Raw genomic sequence first — 19274 nt, forward strand, 5'->3', positions numbered from 1 at the left:
TTGTCGTCCTCGCGCGTTCAGTCTTTGGCGAGGACCAGATCGTCTCCCGGTCCGGCCGCCGGATCGGGTCCGACGGCGATCGGTTGGGGGTGTCCGTTCAGCGCAGCGGCCAGGGCGTCGCGATCCAGCGCCTTCTCCCAGCGGGCCACCACGATGGTCGCCACGGCGTTGCCGATGAAGTTGGTCAGGGCCCGGCACTCGCTCATGAAGCGGTCGATGCCCAGGATCAGCGCCATGCCGGCGACCGGCACGTCCGGCACGACCGACAGGGTCGCCGCCAGGGTGATGAAGCCAGCGCCGGTTATGCCCGCCGCGCCCTTGGAGCTGAGCATGGCGACCAGCAGAAGCGTGATCTGCTGCCAGATCGTCAGATCGATGTTCAGCGCCTGGGCGATGAACAGGGCCGCCATCGTCATATAGATGTTGGTGCCGTCCAGATTGAACGAATAGCCGGTCGGCACGACCAAGCCGACAACCGATTTGGCCGCGCCCGCGCGCTCCATCTTGGAGATCAGGCTGGGCAGAGCGGCCTCGGAGCTGGAGGTGCCCAGCACCAGCAGCAGCTCTTCCTTCAGATACCGGATCAGCTTCAGGATCGAGAAGCCGTTGGCGATGCCCACCAGCCCCAGCACGCCGACGACGAAGATGATCGCCGTGACGTAAAAGGTCACGATCAGCGCCGCCAGATTGGCGATGGAGGCGATGCCATAGGCGCCGATGGTGAAGGCGAAGGCCCCGAAAGCCCCGATGGGCGCGGCCTTCATGACGATGGCCACCAGTTTGAACACCGCCACGCTCAGCGTCTCGAACAGGTCGAGCACCGGCTGGGCGCGCTCGCCGATCAGCGCCAGGGAGACGCCGAACAGGATGGAGACGAACAGCACCTGAAGGATGTTGCCGGTTGCAAAGGCGCTGACCAGGGTGTCGGGAATGACGCCAATCAGGAAGCCGACGATGGTGCTCTCATGGGCGGCGGCGGCGTATTGTTCGACCGCGCCCGCATTCAGCGTCGCCGGATCGATGTTCAGCCCGTGGCCGGGACGCACGATATTGGCGATGATCAGTCCGACGATCAGGGCCAGGGTCGAAAAGACCAGGAAATAGGCGAAAGCCTTAGCCGCCACCCGCCCGACGCTGCCGAGGTCGCGCATCCCGGCGATGCCGGTCACGATGGTCAGGAAGATCACCGGCGCGATGACCATCTTCACCAGCTTGATGAAGCCGTCGCCCAGCGGCTTCAAGCTCTCGCCGAAGGTCGGCCAGAAATGGCCGATCAGCGCGCCCAGCGCGATGGCGATCAACACCTGGAAATACAGGTGCCGATAGAACGGCCGGCGCACGACCGGCGCGGTCTCTGACGGAACTGGGATCACGAAAGGCTCCTGATGTGCGGCGGCGCCGCAGTCTCCTCGATGGGCGCGATCTTCGCCGCGCTCCGGTCCGCCAGACAATTCCGCACGTCGTGGCCGCTGCAAAGCGGAGAGCTTGAAACGGATCATTTTGTTGATTTTGCTGATATATCTTTAACGCCGACGGATAATTTCGTCCGAGCCAGTGCGATATTTCGCGCGGGCAGCTAGCATTGAAGTGCGATTATCCGCACAGTCTGAACCATGACCTCGTCATCCTCATTTGGCTCAGAATCGCGCAAGCGCCCTCGAAAGGCGTTTTGGCTGGCGCTGGCCGCATGGCTGGGCGCCGCCGTTCTCGCCGCCTTCCTGACGGGCGAAGTGGCGCGTCGCGACGCGGAGGCGGAGCTGTCGCGTCAGGCCCAGTCGGCTGCGGCCCTTCATGCCGCCGTGCTGCGCAGCGAACTGGAGAAGCACCGCTCCCTGCCCCTGGCCCTGTCCGGCGATCCGGACATCTCGAGCCTGCTGAGATCGCGTGCCGACGCCGCCTATCCGGTCAATGCCAAGCTGGAGGGCCTGGCGCGTCAGACCCGCGCGGCGGTGATCTATGTCATCGACGCGGGCGGTCGCACGCGCGCGGCCAGCAACTGGCGTCTGCCGACCAGTTTCGTCGGGGCCGACTACGGCTTCCGGCCCTATTTCATCAATGCGATGCGAAGCGGCCAGGCCGAGTTCTTCGCCCTGGGCACCGTATCCGGCCGTCCCGGCCTGTATCTGGCCCGCCGCGTCGACGCCGCCGATGGTCGGCCGCTGGGCGTCGTCGTGGTGAAGGTCGAGTTCGACGCCCTGGAGGCCGAATGGCGTGCGTCGGGCGAGCCGGCCTATGTCGTCGATCCGACCGGCGTCGTCCTGATCACCAGCGTCCCGGACTGGCGGTTCAGAACCCTCGATCCGCTGGACGAAACGCGCCGTCGCCTGACCCTGACCGGCCAGACGCTGCGGCCCGAGGCCCTGAGCCCCCTGCCCTTCGACACGCCGCCGGACGACCGGCCGCGTCCGGTGCGGACGTCGCCCATCGGCGGGGAGCAGCGCTGGATGCACGCCGCCGTCGCGACCGACACGCCGGGCTGGACCCTGCACCTGCTGTCGCCCAGCCGTGGCGCGGTCGAGGCCGCCGTGGCCAGCGCCCGCGCCCTGGCGGCCCTGATCGTGACCCTGTTGGCGGGGCTGGCCGCCTTCCTGCTGCGCCGACGTCACCAGGCCCTGATCCGCGCCCGCGCCGAGGAGGACGCCCGGCACGAACTGGAGCGTCGCATCGACGAACGCACCCGCGAACTCAGCGACGCCAACGTCGCCCTCAGCGGCCAGATCGAGGAACGTCGGCGCGCCGAGGCGGCCCGCGAACTGCTGCGCGACGAACTGGTGCAGGCCAGCAAACTGGCCGCCCTGGGCCAGATCGTGGCCAGCGTGGCCCACGAGATCAACCAGCCCGTCGCCGCCATCCAGACCCAGGCCGAAACCGCCGCCGTCCTGCTGGATCGTCAGGACGCCGCAACGGCGCGCACCGCCCTGTCGCGCATCGGCGATTTGACCCAGCGGATCGGGTCGATCACCGAAAACCTGCGCACCTTCTCGCGCAAGACCGACCCCAAGATCGGCGTGGTGCGGTTGGAGGACGCCATCCACGGCGCCCTGCTGCTGACGCGCGGCCGCCTGGACGAGGGCGGCGTCATTCTGGTTCGCGAAGGCGACGCCGACGTGGCCGTGCGCGCCGACCGCTTCCGTCTGGAACAGGTCATCGTCAATCTGGTCAAGAACGCCGCCGAGGCGCTGGAGGGCCGGCCCGGCGCCCGGTTGACGCTGCGAGTGGAGCGTTCGGCGGATCGCATTCGCCTGATCGTGGCCGACAATGGGCCGGGCGTGCCGGCCGAGGTTCGCGCCCAGTTGTTCACCCCCTTCGTCACAACCCGCGCCAACGGCCTGGGCCTGGGTCTGGTCATCTGTCGTGACCTGATGGCCGGGTTCGGCGGCGAACTGGATCTGGCCGACGCCGGCGACGGCGCCGCCTTCGTCGCCACACTGAGGATCGCCTGATGCAGTTCGCCCGCCTGACCGCCGTCGCCCTTATCGAGGACGACGCCGATTTCCGCCAGGCCCTGGTCGAGCGGCTGACGCTGGAGGGTCTGGACGTCCATGCCTTCGCCGGCGCCGATGCGGCGTTGAAGGCTGTCGATGCGGACTTTCCCGGCGTGGTCGTCACGGACCTGCGGATGCCCGGCCTGGACGGGCGTCAGGTGCTGGATCGGCTTCAGGCGCTGGATGCGGCCCTGCCGGTCATCATGATCACCGGCCACGGCGACGTCGCCGATGCGGTCGCGGCCATGCAGGCTGGCGCCTACGACTTCGTGGCCAAGCCCTTTCCTTTCGAGCGGCTGCAGGACAGTCTGAACCGGGCGCTGGAGAAGCGCGGTCTGGTGCTGGAGAACCGCCGCCTCCTGGCCATGGCGTCGGACAGCGGTCAGGAGTTGCCGCTGGCCGGAGCCTCGCGCGCCATCACAGCCCTGCGCGCCACCATCGCCCAGATCGCCGACGCCCGCATGGACGTACTGATCGAGGGCGAGACCGGCACGGGCAAGGAGGCCGTCGCTCGCGCCCTGCACAATGGCGGCCGGCGGCGGCTGGCGCCCTTCGTCGCCGTCAACTGCGGCGCCCTGCCCGACGGCCTGATCGAAAGCGAACTGTTCGGACATGAGTTGGGCGCCTTCGCCGGCGCCCTGCGTCGTCGCGTCGGCCATGTGGAACGCGCCCACAACGGCTCGCTTTTCCTGGACGAGGTCGAGAGCATGCCGCTGGCCGTTCAGGTCAAGATGTTGCGGGTGCTGGAGGAGCGCGAGGTTCATCCCATCGGCGCCAACGAGCCGCGCGCCCTGGATCTGCGCGTGCTGGCCTCGTCAAAGATCGATCTGGAGGCAGCCGCACGCGCGGGGACCTTCCGCGAAGACCTCTACTACCGTCTGAACGTGGTGCGGCTGCGCGTGCCGCCGCTGCGCGAACGGCGCGAGGATATTCCCCTGCTGTTCGCCCACTTCCTGCGCCGCGCCGCCGACCGTCATGGGATCGAGCCGCCCGCCGTCTCGGACAGCGTGCGTCGGCGCCTGGTCGAGGCCGACTGGCCCGGCAACATCCGCGAACTGGCCCATTTCGCCGAGCGGGTCGCCCTGTCGCTGGACGACGCCGCGCGCCCGGCCGACGACGGCCTCAGCCTGCCCGACCGCCTGAATCGGTTCGAGGCGGAACTGCTGCGCGACGCCTTACAGGCCCACCAGGGCGACATCGCCGCCGTCCTGGCCGAGATGCGCGTCCCGCGAAAGACGCTGTATGACAAACTGGCCCGCCACGGCCTGAAGCCCGCTTCCTTCCGCTAGACGCCTCAGCCGGCCGGGGCCTGCACGTCTCCGGTGCGCTTCAGCTTGCCCCAGGTCTGGCCCAGGCCCGACAGGGCCCGCTCCAAAGCGCGCCAGACGACCACATACATGATCTGGCGATAGACGAACCGCTGGGTAGGCAGCAGCCACAGGTCGCCGCGCCTTTCCCGGTCGAAGCCGAAGGCGACCCATCCCGCCGCAAGCTCCAGCAGGGTGAAGGCGACATAGACCCCCAGGGTGAACCACAGCGTCGGATTGGGCGCCGCGTCCACATCGGCGTGCTGCGCCGCCGCCAGCCAGGCCAGGCCCTGCATCAGGATCGCCGCCGCCAGCTGCAGGTCGATCAACGGCGCCAGCACCTGGCCCACGATCTGGAACAGCCACAGGCTGGGCAGGGCCAGCCCGCCGAACCAACCGTGCCGGAACGTCGAGCGCCGGTGTTTCCACAGGCATTGCAGGGTGCCGAAGCTCCAGCGGAATCGCTGCTTCAACAGACCGCCCAGCGACGACGGCGCCTCGGTGAAGGCCAGGGCGGTCGGCTCGTTGGCGATGACCCAGCCCGCCTCGCGCACCCGCCAGGTCAGGTCCATGTCCTCGGCCAGGGTGTCGGAGCGGTAGCCGCCCAGGCTTCGCAGGGCCTCTGTGCGCCAGGCCCCGATGGCGCCCGGCACCACCGTCACGGCATTCAGCAGGGCCAGGGCCCGCCGGTCGATGTTCTGGCTGGTGATGTATTCGATGGACTGCCAGCGGGTAACCAGGTTGCTGCGGTTGCCGACCTTCACATTGCCCGCAACGGCCCCGACCTTGGGATCGGCGAACCAGGCGGCCAGCCGGGCCAGGGCGTCGCCAGACAGCTGGGTGTCGGCGTCCACGCCCACCACCACCGGGGCCGTCGCCTCCGTCAAGGCCAGGTTCAGGGCCGAGGCCTTGCCGCCATTCGCCTTGCGCCTCAACCGAACACGCGGATCGTTGCCGAAGGCCGCCTTCACCACGTCGTATGTGCCGTCGCTGGAGCCGTCGTCGACCACGATGACCGACACATCGACATCCCGGCTGGCCAACAGACTGTCCAGCGTTCGATGGATCACCGTCGCCTCGTTATAGGCCGCGACCAGCACGTCCACGCGCGGCTTCGGCGCGGCCGGATCCAGCGGCTCGGCCCGACGCCTGCGCCGCGACGCCAACGCCAGCATCAGCACGATCCGGGCCAGACCCAGGCCGATGGCCAGGTTGAAGCCGACGAACAGCACCACCCCGACCGCGTGCGAGAAGCCGAACGCCGCCGAGTCCGCCGCGATCAGCGACCGCTCGCCCTTCGGCAGGGCCGGCATGGTCTGATCCGGGGTTCGCCCGACCAGGCCGCCGATGGTGGTCAGGCGATAGCCGCGCGCGCGCAGGGCGTCGATCAGCACCGGCAGGGCCTTGACCGTGGCGGACCGGTCCCCGCCGGCGTCGTGCAGCAGGATGGCGTGGCCCGCGTCGGCCTGGGCCAGCACGTCCGCCACGATCTCGTCGGGGCGCAGGCGGTGGGTTCCGCCGTCCGGGTTGGGGCGGCTCAGGTTCCAATCGTTCGGGTCGATGGATTCGCCGGCCGTCGTGTAGCCCAGCTTGGACGCCACCGCGATCGGCAGGATTTCACCATAGGATTCGGGTTCGGAATCGGCGTTGTAGGGCGGTCGGAACAGGGTGACCTGACGCCCCAGAATGCTCTCCAGCGCCCGGTCCGTCGCGGTCAGCTCCAGCCGCACGCGCTCCTCGTCCACATGGGCCATGTTGGGGTGGGTGAAGGAGTGGTTGCCGATCTCATGACCCTCGTCGCGCACGCGCCGAACCAGGTCGGGGTTGGCCGCCGCCGACCCGCCGATCATGAAGAAGGTCGCTTTCACGCCCTTGGCCTTCAGCACATCCAGGATTTCGGGCGTCCATTCGGGATCGGGGCCGTCGTCGAACGTCAGGGCCAGGGTGCGGTCCGGCGCCCCGGTGCGACGCACGGTCCAGGCCGAGGGCCAGCGGGTCCAGACCTCGTCGCTGATCAGGCCGCTGACGGGATCGACTTCGATGCGCCGGTCGCCGGCATGGGGGGTGTCGATCACGTTCAGCAATTCGCCCTGGCCGGTGAAGGCGATCTGCTGGGTCAGGGCCACGTGTTCCAGCGCCGGGATCACGGTGATCGCGGGCGCCGCCTGACGACCGAACACCTTCCAGCTGGCGGGGTCTTCCTCGCCCAGCGCCCACAGGGCCGCGCCGCGCAGTCTCCTGCCCCGGCCCATCGTCATGGCGTTGGCCACCGATGCGGCGTCCTGCATCCAGACCTCGTGCGCGCGCCCCTGATCATCGGTGTAGCGGAAGGTGGGCTGCAGCGCCTGGGGATCGAAATCGACCACATTGGCTGGATTGTCCTCGGGCCGATAACCGCGCGCCGTCGCCAGCGCCGCCGTCGTGGTCAGGGATTCGGCCGAACGGTCGCCGTCGCGCCAGTCATAGGAATAGGCCCCGATCCCCAGGATCAGCTTGTCCGCCGGCGCCAGTTGCGTGAAGCGCGTCAGCGCCTTGTCCACGAACAGGGCCGAAGAAATCGGCCCGGGCAAGCTGTCTTCGCCGTGTTCGTCATAGGCCATGATGGCGGCGTAATCGACGACGCTGGACAGGGCGCGGATGTCGTGATCGCTCAAGCCCACCTCCAGCGCGATGGACAGTTCGCCCCCTTGGGCGTGCAGCCTTTGGTGCAGCTGTTCCAGCCACGGCGTCAGGCGCTCGATCTGCTGCGGCGTCACCTGTTCGAAGTCGATCTGAAGACCGGAGAATCCGTTCGCCTGAACGAAGCCGACCAGCCGGTCCATGACGTGTTGGGCATTGCCCGGCGACAGCATCCGGTCGATCCGGCCGGCGTCGAAATGGCCTTCCGTGGCGTTGCCGACGACCGGCACGATCTTGACTCCATGCGCCCGCGCCGCCGCGATCAGGGGCTTGGTGGTCGGGTTGCGCGTCGGGTCCCAGTCCTTGGTCAGGATGTCGCCGCCGTCGTCGCGCAGCTCGATCCAGGTCGGATAGACATGGGTCAGATCACCCGCGTGGCGCGTGAAGGAATCCAGCGCCCCGTCCTCCCACGGTGCGAACCAGGCGCCGGCGATGGGTGCGCCATTAGTCGATGCAACCTGGCTCGCCGGACGCTTTCTATGGGCGATGTAGTTCAGCAGAGCCCGCTCGGCCCCATGGGTGCGCCGCGCGACCACCGATGCGGCGGGCGACACCACCGACAGCCCCGTCAGGCTGGGCAGAATCATCAGACTGGCCACGAATCCCGCCAGCACGATCCCCGCGACGATCGCCGCCGCCATCGCGGCCATCCGCATCCGCCGCGCCCGACGCCCCGTCGCGTCCAGAAACACCGCCGGCCCGTCGCCATGCGGTTTAGAAGCGTCCGACGTCATCTCAGCCCAACCCCGTCGCGGCCAATCCCGCGTCACTTCGCCGCATATCCATCAAGAACGGCGGGATATGGGCGAAGCTGCGCCGAGGACGGGCCCTGCGGATCCCACGTCGCAGCGCCCAGCCGCGTCGGGGATGCCGCGATTACGCACGCTCCTTGCGCGGTGACGCGATCTGTCGATCTTTTGAAAAGAGAGAAAAGTGGCGGAGACGGTGCCACACAATCCAGCAAATCCGGACTTTTGATCCACGGGACTGTGCCAAGGTGGCACGATTACCCGTTACTTTATCGGACGTTGCGTTGACGCACTATGCGGCATCGCGTTCTTGCTCGCCCTTCACCAGTCCCTTGAGGTCGTCGGCGATGATGTGGCCGTAGCGATCAGCGGTGATTTTCAAGCTGCTATCTTTCGATACCTCTAGCTGCATCGCGCCTATCAGCGGCTTCTATGACCCGCATGATTTTTCGATGATCGACCGTGTTTTCCAAGTCGAACATCGCTCCGAATAAACTTGTCTGCCCGACAACCTCAAGCGGACCGAGTGACGCTGTAAGCCTGCCAAACTTCATCGACATCCTGAAGCCGCCCACAGTCATCATCCATAGCCGGGTGGACCCTATGACCTTCGTCCACGGCATCGCGACAAGCTTGTCGGCCTCGAAGGGCTGACCGTTAAACGACTGTCGGTATCGGCCGACCTCGATTGAAAGTCCTGGAAGCGTATCAAGCGGCGCACCGAACGCGATCTCTCCGGCTTTCCACTCGAACTCTCCTAAATCGATGTGGTGCCAATCCCTTTGGCTGGTGACGGAGGATCGCCAGATCACAGACACGATCCATCGAGCGATCACGACAGGATCAATGTCGTCGATGCGATAATAGAAACGGCCAAAACCTCTATTCCGCGCTGCAAAGCTCGTTGCGAGGTCGAAGAATGGCTCGTCCAATTCTCGTCCTAACTGTGCGTCGTGTTTGGCGCACAGGATGTCAGTCACGAACATCCCGTTGGGGTATTTCGCAGAAATCCGCTCGGGAGTGACGAGCAGATTCCCACCTTCGGACTGATCGGCTCGTATCCAACGAGCGAAACCCTGCGGAATAATGTGGGATTTGATTGTCTGAGTTTCGGGACAGTTTGGTGCGCGACACCGGCTCATTTTCGAATCCTAACGTCGTAGCACCGTGCCAGACCGTGCCAAGCTAAGTTGATAGAGGCAGCAGATCGTGCCAATCGTGCCAAGTCACGGGGCACAAGACTGATTTCATTTCCGAGAATAGAAAGCAGGGAAACCGTGCCAAGGGCCAGATTTCCCCGCTGAAACCGTGCCAACCGTGCCAAGAACGGACCATTTGGCTCGCATGGCACGGCACGATACGGCCAGATGGCCGTAAGTTATTGTTTTTACAGGGAATGAATGGCGGAGACGGAGGGATACTCTGCTGTGTGACATTTCGCGGGTTGAATCGTAAAGATTATTGGTTTTGCGCGCCTTTTTGGCTTGCGCGGTCACACATTTTGTCACACATCGCGTCTCGAAATGGCCCGCGTTCCCGCTCACCTCATCATTCGAAACGGCGTCTATAACTATCGTCGGCGCGTCCCCGCCGACCTACGCAGCAATCCTGTATTCAAGGGCCGGGATGTTTTTCAGGCGTCCTTGGGCGTGCGGACGCTGAAGGAGGCGCGCAGGGTCGTCCAAGAACTGAGGCTGGATGAGCTATTTGAGAGGCGATTCGCCCCTGTGGCCGACGTCGAAGGCGGCACGGTCCTCACCCCCTCCCTCCTAACTCACCTCGCCCGAGAACAGTACGAGCGCGGCTTGGAGTCGCTTCACCGCGAGCGGATGGAGGAAACCAACGAACACCGCGAGTGGCTGGACGAGCTGGCAGCTCAGGAACTTGGTGCGCTCAACGACCCCGTCTGGTCGAGCGACGCTCGCGCTCGGTTGCGTCGCGACGCTGATCCCTACCTTCAATCTCGCGCCGAGATCGCCGCCAAAAAGCTAGGCATCGACCACGACGCCGTCGCGGTACGAAAGATTGCCGATGCGCTTTTCGAGGCTGAAGTCAGCCTGACCGGAGCGCGGGTGGAGTTGGCATCGGGGCGCACCCTTACGACGACACCAGCCTATGCCTCATCGCCATCCGGAACCTCGAACGCCCCGACGCAACGCGAGGCGCATTGGACCTTCAAGCGACTTGCTGAAGCGACAATGCGCCAACACCCGAAAGGGGAAAGCTGGGAGCATAAGGTCAAGGTCGTCGCGGCACTGTTCGACGAGTACGTTGGCTCGGCACCGATCTACAAAATCGACCGACGCATGGTCAGAAACTTCGTGAACGATCTTCACCACATGCCCGACCGTATGACGATGCGGTTCCCGAAGATGACCCTGAAAGAAGCAATCGCGGCGAACGAAACGCGCGAGAAGCCGTACGGCACGATCTCTCCCAACACCGTGCGCGATGGCTACTTCTCAATCCTGCGCTGGGCGTTCGGCCATGCCGTCGAACTTGAGGCAATCCCCCTGAACCCCTGCACAGCGACCAAAATCCGAGGGGCGACGAAGGGCGATGGCCGACGAACCCGAAACCCCTTCAAGGTGAACGAACTGAACGCCTTCTTCCGCCTCCCGATGTTCACGGGCTGCTTGTCGGAAGATCGCCCGAACACGCCCGGCGACTACACTTTCGACAATCACCGTCGATGGGCTCCGCTTGTCATGCTTTTCACTGGCGCGCGGCCTAGCGAGATCGCTCAGCTCGCCGTCAGCGACATCAAGGGTGACGCCAAGCACCCGTACATATCGATCCTGACCGAATACGACCCCAATGATCCGGACGACGAACGCGACTTCGTCGTCTCCCACAAAACGGAAAATGCCCGACGCGACATTCCTCTACACCCGGAGCTGATCAGCCTAGGCTTCCTTCGGTACGTCGCTGATCGTCAGCGCTCCGGCGATGTGCGGCTATTCCCGGAGTGGAAGCTCCCTGCCGCCGGTCGCAAGCTCTATTCGTCCGCTTCGTGGATCAGGAACACGAATGAACGTCTGATCCCCAAGATTACTAACCGTCACCCAAGGCCGACCCTCTACAGCTTCCGCCACACGTGGAAGACGCAGATGGCGCTCCATCAGGTTCCGACCCAATATCAGAACCAGATTCTTGGACACGCTCAACAAGGCATGGACGATCACTATCTTGGCCGCATGGATATCGAACACACCTACGCTGCTATCAAGAACATTTCTTTCACTGGACTCGATCTAGACCATCTGAAATCTTACTGACGACAGTCATGACATGTGGTACTATTACCACATGTCTTATTCTGCGATGGTGTCTAGATGGCAAAACGGTTCTAGCGGCTTCTTCAACTTTCTTGACGATGTAAAGCCGGTCGTCCGGTCTTCAAAGGGCGGGTTCATCCCCTTCATCCCCGGCCCGCGCGAACGGGCCGAAATCGTCAAAGCTCTCGACGGTGATCATTCGACGGTCGTGTTCTCGTGGCCCCGGAGGCACGGCAAGACGGCCACCAGCGTCATGATCATCCTGTGGCGCTTCCTGACGCGGCGCACCGAAAATATCGCCATCGTCGCCAACTCGGAAAAGCAGGTCGTGGACACGGCGTTCCGGGCGTTGCGCGAGGCGTTCGACAACACGCCCATGCTGAAGGCCCTTGCGAGCGCCGGAACGGTCGTGGTCGGCGTGGACTCGATCCACTTCCCCGCAACGTCGTCCGTCATCCAAGCCTACAGTTCGAACCCGTCCGCATTGTGGGGAAAAAAATTATCTGCAGCCCAACTCAGCGAGCTTCACGCCTCGAAGGGTTCCGCCGTCCTAGAGGTGCTGACCGGCTCCCTGTTGGACAGCGAAGGGTCGATGATGTTGATCGACTCGACAGTCGGCCCCATGTCCTCGCCGCTGTATGACCTCTATCAGGCGCACATCGCTGGCGACGATCCAAGCCTGTTCTTTAGCCATATCAGCTATACAGACCTCGATGACGCTTGCGCGAATGGGCCGTCGTGGATCGACCCTGTGAAGCTGCGCGCGGCGTCCAGACGGATGCTCCCTTCGACCTTCAACTTGATGCACCTTAACCGCTGGGGCGATGCTTCCGGGCTGCTGATAGACGCCGACACCCTCTCGAAATGCACAGAGGTCAGCTACCTCCCTGATCCAAAAGCTATCGCCGCAGGAGCCAGCTACGTCGTCAGTGGCGGGCTAGACCGCGCATTCGGCGGGTCGAAGCACGGCGACAGCACTATCACGACAGCCATCGTCATGACCGTGCAAGACGATGAAGAGCATTACTACGTCCTAGATAGCGAAGCGGTGCTATTCTCGCGTCTCGCGGGGATCAAGGCAAACCTCAAACGCTACCATCGCGATTGAAGAATGAGCCGGTGCGGCCTCGAAACTTATGGCGCGCAGGACGTTTACGATTGGGCGCAAGCGGAGCCTTTTGCTGACGGGACCGAACTTTTCACTCCGTCTCGAAAGGCTCAGTTTCAAGCCTTCACGTTGATGGCGACCGCCGCCGCAGAGGGTCGCCTTCACATTGACCCGCGCTTCACCCGCCTGATCGACGAACTTCGCACGTTCGAGATCGTGGACGACGGCAAGGAGACGGTCGGCAACGAAGCCCTTCCCAAGTTCGGCCACCCACGCGGTCGGCATGACGACGCGGTGTATAGTTTGGCCTGGGCGATGTTCGCCACGCGCGAGGTTACGCTCAACCCTTACGAACTTCAGGGCGTGAGGTGCACCGACACCGGCCCCGCTCGTCATATGTGCGCCCTGAACGGCGGCGCGGTCATTCCTATGTGCGCGCGATCCTGTCGATCTATGCGGCGGGCCTTTGATCTCTTCGACCAGTATGCAGCCCGCAGCCCTCGCAATAACCTTCCCATCGAAAGTTTCATCATCGACAAGTTAAAAAACGTCGGAAGCCATACGATTCCTCGCTGATTGCCTGTTGCTTGAAAGCAACAATGCGTGATATACTTATGTCATGTTGGGATTTAGCGATGAAAGGAAATCGTTCCTAGATTTGGTTCGGAAATCGGAGACGCGAAAACTACGCGCCGCCGAAGCCCTAGCCTTCTTCGACGACAAACAAGATGAAACGACAGCCACGCTGATCAAGCGTCGCTTCGCTAACCCGGAGTCCTTCCGGGTGTTTCAGGTCAATATTGTCAAGAAAATCGTGTCCCGTCGCGCCACGGCATATCAGACGCCCCCGGTTCGCACATTCGAGGGATGGGATCAGGCCGCCGCCACCGAGCTTTATCAAAACGCCAACATCGACGCCGTTCTGAAGCGCGCCAGCAAACTCACCAAGCTACTCAAGACGACCACCCTGCAAGTCGTGTGGACCGAGCCGCACGGCCTTCAAGTGCGCGTCCTCACGCCCAATATTCTCGATGCGGAATGGACCGACCCGGAGCATCCCGAGCGGATGGTGGTCACTCATGCCGCCATCGACCCGGCCAAGACCACCTATGCCGATTGGACGGCGACGACCTACCAGCGTCGCAACGCCAACGGCCATCCTATCCTGACGCCCGGCAACGCCAATGGCGTGAACCCCTATGGCATCCTCCCCTTCGTCCCGCTTTTTGACCGCTTACCAGATGCCGACTTCTTCCTTCCGGGCGGCGACGACCTCATGGGCGCTCAAAAGGCGCTGAACGTCGGCCTGACAAACCTGTGGCGGGCGGTTGAACTGCAAAGTCATGGTCAGGCCGTCGCCAAGGGCCTTCCGATTGGCGACCCGATCCAGACCGGCCCGGACAAGGTGATCTTGCTCCCGAAGGATGGCGAGTTCGCCTACGCAGCGCCGAACACACCCATCCCCGACATTCTCGAGGCGCTCGAGTTCTTGATGCGCTCAACGGCATCGACGAACGACTGCACCGCTGACGTTCTCGACCTGTCGAAAACAGCTGAGTCGGGTTCGGCCCGTGAAGCTCAACGGATCGACCTGAAAGAGGCTCGCCTGGACGATATTGCCCTATGGCGCGGCTATGAGCGTCGCCTGTTCGAGGTGATCAAGCGCGTGGTCAACACACACCGCCCCGGCACGATCCCGGAGGCTGCTACCGTCCGGGCCGACTTCACCGAGCTTCAGGATAACCTCACGGAGTCCGAAGTCCTCGCCAATCTGAAGGAGCGGGCCGAACTCGGCATTTCGTCCCCGGTGGACGCGCTGATGACGCTCAACCCGGATGGTTACGCTACTCGCGAAGACGCCTACCGCGCGCTGCTTTCTCGTAAACAAGAGACGGAAGAACTGACGCTAGGGCTTTGAAAGGAAAACACATGACTGAAACGACTGAAACCCCGCCTATCGACCTCACGGAGGACCTGGCCCAACTGAAAGCCGAACTGCAAACGCTCCGCGACCAGACCGACGCCATGCGCGCCGACAACGACGTGGACGGGCTGATCGGCAATCTGACAACCCTGATCCCCGAGGCAGACCGCGCCGCCCTCCCGACCGAGGGGACCGCCTTCAATCGCCTGTTCGCTCACGTCACCGCCGCGCTGAAGGCGGCCAAGACGCCAGCCGTCCCCACTACGGACACAACCCGTCCTCCGACCACTCCCGGCCCGGACGACTTCACCAAACTGCCCGCTCACGCCCGGATGGCTCTTGGCTACGCCCAAGCCTAACCGCGCCTTCTCCACCAATACCCACCGCTGGCCGCGCCAGCAGAAAGGATTTTCAAGTCTATACACATGCTGACTCAAGTCGAATGGAGTAAACTCAACCCGAACCCCTTGCAATCCGGCGTTGTCGAAGTTTTCGCCCGCGAGAACCCCGTTATTGCCCTGATGCCGTTCGCCAACGTGGCGGGCAACGCATACACCTACAACGTCGAGGACACTTTGCCCGGCGTGGAGTTTCGTGGATACAACGAAGGTTATTCGGAAAGCACGGGCGTCATTAACCCGCAGACCGAACGCCTGACGATCATCGGCGGCGATAGCGACTTTGACGTTGCTCAAATCGCTCAACAGACCGGCGACAACGACACCCGCGCCATCCATGACGCCATGAAGGCAAAGGCCATGTCGCTGAAGTGGCTGCAAACCTTCTTCGACGGCGACACCGCCACCAATCCCAAGGCGTTCGACGGCATTAAGAAGCGTCTGACCGGCAACCAGATTATCAGCGCCGGCACGAACGGCGGGGCATTGACCCTCGCCATGCTCGATGAACTGGTGGACGCCGTTCAAGGCCAGCCTTCCGCCATCTTCGCCCGGAAATCCGTGATCCGCGCCTATCGAAACGCCCTGCGCGCGTCCGGAGGCACGACTCCCGAATCCATCATGATCCCGAACTTTGGCCGTCCGGTGATCGCTCACAATGGCGTTCCGATCCTGCCTATCGAACTGGACACGCAGGGGAATGAAATCCTGACCGGCGACGAGAGCCACGGGACGAACAACAAGACGACATCGGCCTACGCCGTCCGCTTCGATCTGGACGCGCTGCACGGCATCCAGACGGCTCCGATCAGCGTCCGAGACCTTGGCGAGGTGGACGACAAGCCCGCCTATCGGACCCGCACCGAATGGTATTCCGGCATCGTTCTGAAATCCGGTCGATGCGCCGCCCGCCTCAAGGGTCTGACGAACGTCTGACCCGCACCCCAAACGTCACCGGGTCTCCTTTCTCTCCCCGGTGACGACGGACGCCCCCTCGTAACTCAGCAAAGGCACGAGAGGGCGTCCCCACACGGCGACCGCGCCCAACACGCGAGACGCCGACAAAGCAGGCGGGCCGGGATTCGCAGCCCCGGTCCGCCTTCGCTGACTCTGGAACCCGCAGCATGGAATATTACACCGACGATCTATCCCCTGAAGACAGCCTGATCACGCTAGAGGCCGCAGACACCATTCTCGCGACAAGCCTTCATGGCCGCGAATGGACAGCCCGCGCCCAAGCCGACAAACAAGCCGCTTTCGACGACCCCGAACTTTCCCCGCAACGCGACGACGATAAGGCCGCCCTGATCGACGCCAGCGCCGTCATGGCCGCGCAACCGTGGAAGGGTCGCAAAGCGTCTTCGGATCAAACCCAGGCATTCCCTCGCATCGCTGTCTATCTCGACACCGGAGAAGCGGTAATCGGCGTTCCCGCCCCCATCCAGCGCGCCACGGCATTGCTGGCCGCCCATCTGTCCCGGCGCGCGGATATGCCGATCACCGCCGAAACGATGGTCAGCTACGCCATCGGAGAGACAAGCGGCATCTTCCGTGCGCCGTCCCTCGACGAACTGCCCCGCCACGTCCGCCAACTGATCACACCATACCTGAACGCCGGATCGGGCTGGACGGCGGTGCGCGCATGATCGTCCCCGACCACTTCGACCAGCAACACGCCACCTTCACCGGAGAGTTCCTAGACGCGCTCAAGAAGGCTTACGGCGACGCAATGGATGCCGTCGATATCAACGCCTTGATTGCGGCTCTTGAAGCTGGTGATGAAGCCGCTCTAGCCAAGGTGCTGAACCTCGACGAGGGCCTACACTCTGGCCTCGCTGTGGCGTTCAGCAACGGGCTTTTCTATGCGCTGCTCGGCAACATCGTCATCGCCATGAAGGCGTTCGCGACCCGTCATCGGTCACAGACGAATCCACAAGCAGAGGTGGACCGGCTTCGCGCCGACATAGAACGGAACATCCTTCAACCTCTTGCCCGCCGTTCCTACGAAGCGGTCACGACGGCACACCGCGAACTTCTCAAAGGCGACATGACAGCCCGCGCAAAGGCGGAACTGATCATCCGGTCAATCGCAATGGCTCCGGATCAGGCCCGATCAGCAGCCCATTTCGCCCGCGCCCTCCACGAAGCCATGACATCCAAGGACAAGACCGTTCAGGACGGCAAAACCTATGTCACACAGCCCACGGCCAAGCTGATCATCCAAAGGCACATGAAGCACCTGAACGCCGCCCAGCGATCAGCCCTCCGCACGGCCTTCGGCAACGGTATGACCCTTGAGGCGAACACTGGCCTGATCCAGCGCCATGACAACGCCCTGATCAACTACCGGCAATCGGTGATCGCCCGACAAGAGGCGACACGATCCATACACGTTGGAGAATACCTGGCCTTCAAACAGGGCAAGGCGAACCGATCCATCCCACGGGACGCCCGCCGATACTGGAAGACCAGAGGCGACGAGCGGGTTCGCCATGATCACCGGATGGTCACGGCGATGAACCCGAACGGCGTTGACGTAGGTCAGGCTTTCCAAACGCCTCTAGGCCCGGTCATGCACCCGCCGCTTGAGGTGAACTGTAGGTGCAGGATCGTGGTCAGAAGGCCATCCGATCCCGACGACGAATAGCCCTTCAACCCCGGATGGTGGGCCTGCGGATTTGAGTGGTGATGGTGCGGTTTCAAAGTTTTTGGGACCAGCCCCCTATCTATCCGCCGCTCTTACCCAGCCACTCCCTGCCGCGACCCACGAAACACCCGCCCGGAAAGGAGGGCGATACGATGAACCAAACAAATAGACACATCGAAACGGCGGACCTATCCGCCGTCTTCAACCTCGAAATCGCAGGACAGAAGGTGGATGGCCGCACCGTCGCAGCCCGATCCTTCCGGATGATCGCAGGCGACTTGATGGATCAGCTCGCCCGCCAGCCAAAACCTTCGGAAGCGGTTATGATCCGACAGGCCGCGACCTTGGCCTTCTTATGCGACCGCGACACCGCGTGCCTGATCGCCGGGGAGAAGTTCGACGAAGAGAACTACCGGCGCAACACACAGGCGCTCGGCGCGGTGCTGATCAAGCTCGGCATGGCCGCGAAGAGCCGGGATGTGACGAAGGGTGGATCAAAGGGCGGAGACCCGTTTGCCGACGCGATCAATAATGTTTGGAAGGCGTGAAATGGACGGTAGCAAATCGATCCGAGCGTTATCAGCTAATCTTTTCGAGGATTAGATGCTGTCGTGCAGCACGAGCCGCACTGTCACGAGCGGCGTCGCGCATTTGTCGAGCCATCGATTCTGCGCTTCGTTGCGCCATGCTCTGCCGTAGAGTTTTAGAGGCAACGTCTTCAAATGCCGCGAGTTGGGTCACGCATCGGTCAGCGGCCCTACTCACAGTAACCTCGATGACTTCGGGTCCTTCGGCATCCAGTGTTATCGATTCACTCAACACGCACTCACGATAAGCCTGCACGTAATCGTCCGTTGGCGTGAGGTCCAAGGGGGATTGGGCGAGGACGAAGGCGAGAGCGAGCAACATTCAGGCATTAGGTGCGGAGAAATGTCAAAAGACAAGTCTTCATCATCGGCTCAAAAGTTGTAAGTTCTGCGCCATAGCCCAAAAGATAGCTGTACTCGGATTTTGAGCTAATATATGAGCTAGGGATATCGACGCCCTATCTTTTGAGCCATCCATGCACCGCATCGCCTACTTCCGGGTCAGCACCGGCGACCAAAGCATTGAAGCGCAGCGGGCCGCGATGCCCGGTCCATTCGATAGGGAGTTCGAGGACGTGGGTGTTAGTGGTGCAATGCTCGCCGCATCCCGGCCCGGATTTGCAGACTTACTCACCCACGTCAGGGCCGGTGACACCGTGTATGTCTATGCCGTTGACCGTCTAGGCCGCGATGCGCTGGACGTTCAAGCCACGGTGCGCCGCTTAATCCAAGCTGGCGTGACGGTGGACGTGCGAGGTCTAGGGCCTATCGGGAAGGGAGTAGGAGAACTGATCCTAGCCGTCCTAGCCCAGGTCGCGGACATGGAGCGCCATCGCATTGCAGAGAGAACAGAGGCGGGCCGCAAGGCCGCGCGCGCATCCCTAGCGGTTACAGGCAGGACGCACCGTGGGAAGACAAGTCTAGGGCGACCAAAAGCCCAGGAAAGCGACGACGTGGTGACGTGGAGAAAGAGAAACAACGCCAGTATAAAAGACACGGCAACGCATTTCAGGCTTTCCACGGCTACAGTGAAGCGGTATTGTGCGATGACTAATACTGGCGATATCGAAGAACTGTCATTGATCAGTAGTTGATAGCTTTCTAGCTTCTTA

15 protein-coding genes are annotated in these 19274 nt (G+C 63.2%); 12 read left to right on the forward strand and 3 right to left on the reverse strand.

Features of this window, described 5'->3' with window-relative positions; all coding sequences use genetic code 11:
* Positions 1-17 precede the first annotated feature (17 nt).
* Positions 18-1373 carry a dicarboxylate/amino acid:cation symporter gene (locus tag B3Z70_RS11130; protein WP_292045555.1) on the reverse strand — a complete coding sequence of 452 codons (1356 nt, stop codon included), beginning with the start codon at positions 1371-1373 and terminating at the stop codon, positions 18-20.
* Between the two features lie 240 nt (positions 1374-1613).
* Here B3Z70_RS11130 and B3Z70_RS11135 point away from each other — a divergent pair, with 240 nt between their 5' ends.
* Both B3Z70_RS11135 and B3Z70_RS11140 read left to right on the forward strand, forming a co-directional pair.
* Positions 1614-3443: a sensor histidine kinase gene (locus B3Z70_RS11135; RefSeq protein ID WP_292045556.1), complete on the forward strand. Its 1830-nt coding sequence runs from the start codon at positions 1614-1616 to the stop codon at positions 3441-3443.
* Complete coding sequence (locus tag B3Z70_RS11140; protein ID WP_292045557.1) at positions 3443-4774, forward strand: sigma-54-dependent transcriptional regulator; 1332 nt, start codon at positions 3443-3445, stop codon at positions 4772-4774. Before B3Z70_RS11135 ends, B3Z70_RS11140 begins: the two co-directional genes overlap by 1 nt.
* Before the next feature lie 5 nt (positions 4775-4779).
* On the opposite strand, the gene B3Z70_RS11145 is transcribed toward B3Z70_RS11140, so the two are convergent.
* Positions 4780-8205 (reverse strand): polysaccharide deacetylase family protein, encoded by a 3426-nt coding sequence (locus B3Z70_RS11145; protein WP_292045558.1) that lies wholly within the window; start codon positions 8203-8205, stop codon positions 4780-4782.
* 401 nt (positions 8206-8606) lie between these two features.
* Complete coding sequence (locus B3Z70_RS11150) at positions 8607-9200, reverse strand: hypothetical protein (protein WP_292045559.1); 594 nt, start codon at positions 9198-9200, stop codon at positions 8607-8609.
* A gap of 543 nt (positions 9201-9743) precedes the next feature.
* On the opposite strand from B3Z70_RS11150, the gene B3Z70_RS11155 reads away from it, so the two are divergent.
* From B3Z70_RS11155 to B3Z70_RS11200, 10 genes are all read left to right on the forward strand, one after another.
* A complete protein-coding gene (locus B3Z70_RS11155; protein WP_292045560.1) occupies positions 9744-11498 on the forward strand; it encodes a site-specific integrase in 1755 nt (584 codons plus the stop codon).
* Between the two features lie 13 nt (positions 11499-11511).
* On the forward strand, positions 11512-12606 hold the full coding sequence (locus B3Z70_RS11160) for a terminase large subunit domain-containing protein (protein WP_292045561.1): 1095 nt from the start codon (positions 11512-11514) through the stop codon (positions 12604-12606).
* A gap of 3 nt (positions 12607-12609) precedes the next feature.
* A complete protein-coding gene (locus B3Z70_RS11165; protein WP_292045562.1) occupies positions 12610-13182 on the forward strand; it encodes a hypothetical protein in 573 nt (190 codons plus the stop codon).
* 43 nt (positions 13183-13225) lie between these two features.
* The gene (locus B3Z70_RS11170; RefSeq protein ID WP_292045563.1) at positions 13226-14524 is read left to right on the forward strand and encodes a hypothetical protein; all 1299 of its coding nucleotides are present in this window, start codon (positions 13226-13228) and stop codon (positions 14522-14524) included.
* An 11-nt stretch (positions 14525-14535) separates the two neighbouring features.
* Positions 14536-14889: a hypothetical protein gene (locus B3Z70_RS11175; protein WP_292045564.1), complete on the forward strand. Its 354-nt coding sequence runs from the start codon at positions 14536-14538 to the stop codon at positions 14887-14889.
* Between the two features lie 66 nt (positions 14890-14955).
* Positions 14956-15864 carry a major capsid protein gene (locus B3Z70_RS11180; RefSeq protein ID WP_292045565.1) on the forward strand — a complete coding sequence of 303 codons (909 nt, stop codon included), beginning with the start codon at positions 14956-14958 and terminating at the stop codon, positions 15862-15864.
* Positions 15865-16052: 188 nt separating this feature from the next.
* Positions 16053-16574 (forward strand): DnaT-like ssDNA-binding protein, encoded by a 522-nt coding sequence (locus B3Z70_RS11185; RefSeq protein WP_292045567.1) that lies wholly within the window; start codon positions 16053-16055, stop codon positions 16572-16574.
* On the forward strand, positions 16571-17575 hold the full coding sequence (locus B3Z70_RS11190; RefSeq protein WP_292045569.1) for a hypothetical protein: 1005 nt from the start codon (positions 16571-16573) through the stop codon (positions 17573-17575). Before B3Z70_RS11185 ends, B3Z70_RS11190 begins: the two co-directional genes overlap by 4 nt.
* Before the next feature lie 152 nt (positions 17576-17727).
* Positions 17728-18123, forward strand: coding sequence for a hypothetical protein (locus tag B3Z70_RS11195; protein ID WP_292045570.1), 396 nt, complete (start codon positions 17728-17730; stop codon positions 18121-18123).
* A 515-nt stretch (positions 18124-18638) separates the two neighbouring features.
* Positions 18639-19256, forward strand: coding sequence for a recombinase family protein (locus B3Z70_RS11200; protein WP_292045571.1), 618 nt, complete (start codon positions 18639-18641; stop codon positions 19254-19256).
* Positions 19257-19274: the final 18 nt, after the last annotated feature.

The sequence above is a fragment of the Brevundimonas sp. UBA6550 genome, from assembly GCF_002434505.1.
Classification (GTDB): domain Bacteria; phylum Pseudomonadota; class Alphaproteobacteria; order Caulobacterales; family Caulobacteraceae; genus Brevundimonas.

Bases quoted from the DNA above. Each gene is read 5' to 3' on its own strand.
- B3Z70_RS11170 (WP_292045563.1), top strand. From the start codon at position 13,226: ATGTTGGGATTTAGCGATGAAAGGAAATCGTTCCTAGATTTGGTTCGG.
- B3Z70_RS11140 (WP_292045557.1), top strand. From the start codon at position 3,443: ATGCAGTTCGCCCGCCTGACCGCCGTCGCCCTTATCGAGGACGACGCC.
- B3Z70_RS11165 (WP_292045562.1), top strand. From the start codon at position 12,610: ATGAGCCGGTGCGGCCTCGAAACTTATGGCGCGCAGGACGTTTACGAT.
- B3Z70_RS11175 (WP_292045564.1), top strand. From the start codon at position 14,536: ATGACTGAAACGACTGAAACCCCGCCTATCGACCTCACGGAGGACCTG.
- B3Z70_RS11135 (WP_292045556.1), top strand. From the start codon at position 1,614: ATGACCTCGTCATCCTCATTTGGCTCAGAATCGCGCAAGCGCCCTCGA.
- B3Z70_RS11190 (WP_292045569.1), top strand. From the start codon at position 16,571: ATGATCGTCCCCGACCACTTCGACCAGCAACACGCCACCTTCACCGGA.
- B3Z70_RS11200 (WP_292045571.1), top strand. From the start codon at position 18,639: ATGCACCGCATCGCCTACTTCCGGGTCAGCACCGGCGACCAAAGCATT.
- B3Z70_RS11160 (WP_292045561.1), top strand. From the start codon at position 11,512: ATGTGGTACTATTACCACATGTCTTATTCTGCGATGGTGTCTAGATGG.
- B3Z70_RS11195 (WP_292045570.1), top strand. From the start codon at position 17,728: ATGAACCAAACAAATAGACACATCGAAACGGCGGACCTATCCGCCGTC.
- B3Z70_RS11180 (WP_292045565.1), top strand. From the start codon at position 14,956: ATGCTGACTCAAGTCGAATGGAGTAAACTCAACCCGAACCCCTTGCAA.
- B3Z70_RS11145 (WP_292045558.1), bottom strand. From the start codon at position 8,205: ATGACGTCGGACGCTTCTAAACCGCATGGCGACGGGCCGGCGGTGTTT.
- B3Z70_RS11155 (WP_292045560.1), top strand. From the start codon at position 9,744: ATGGCCCGCGTTCCCGCTCACCTCATCATTCGAAACGGCGTCTATAAC.
- B3Z70_RS11185 (WP_292045567.1), top strand. From the start codon at position 16,053: ATGGAATATTACACCGACGATCTATCCCCTGAAGACAGCCTGATCACG.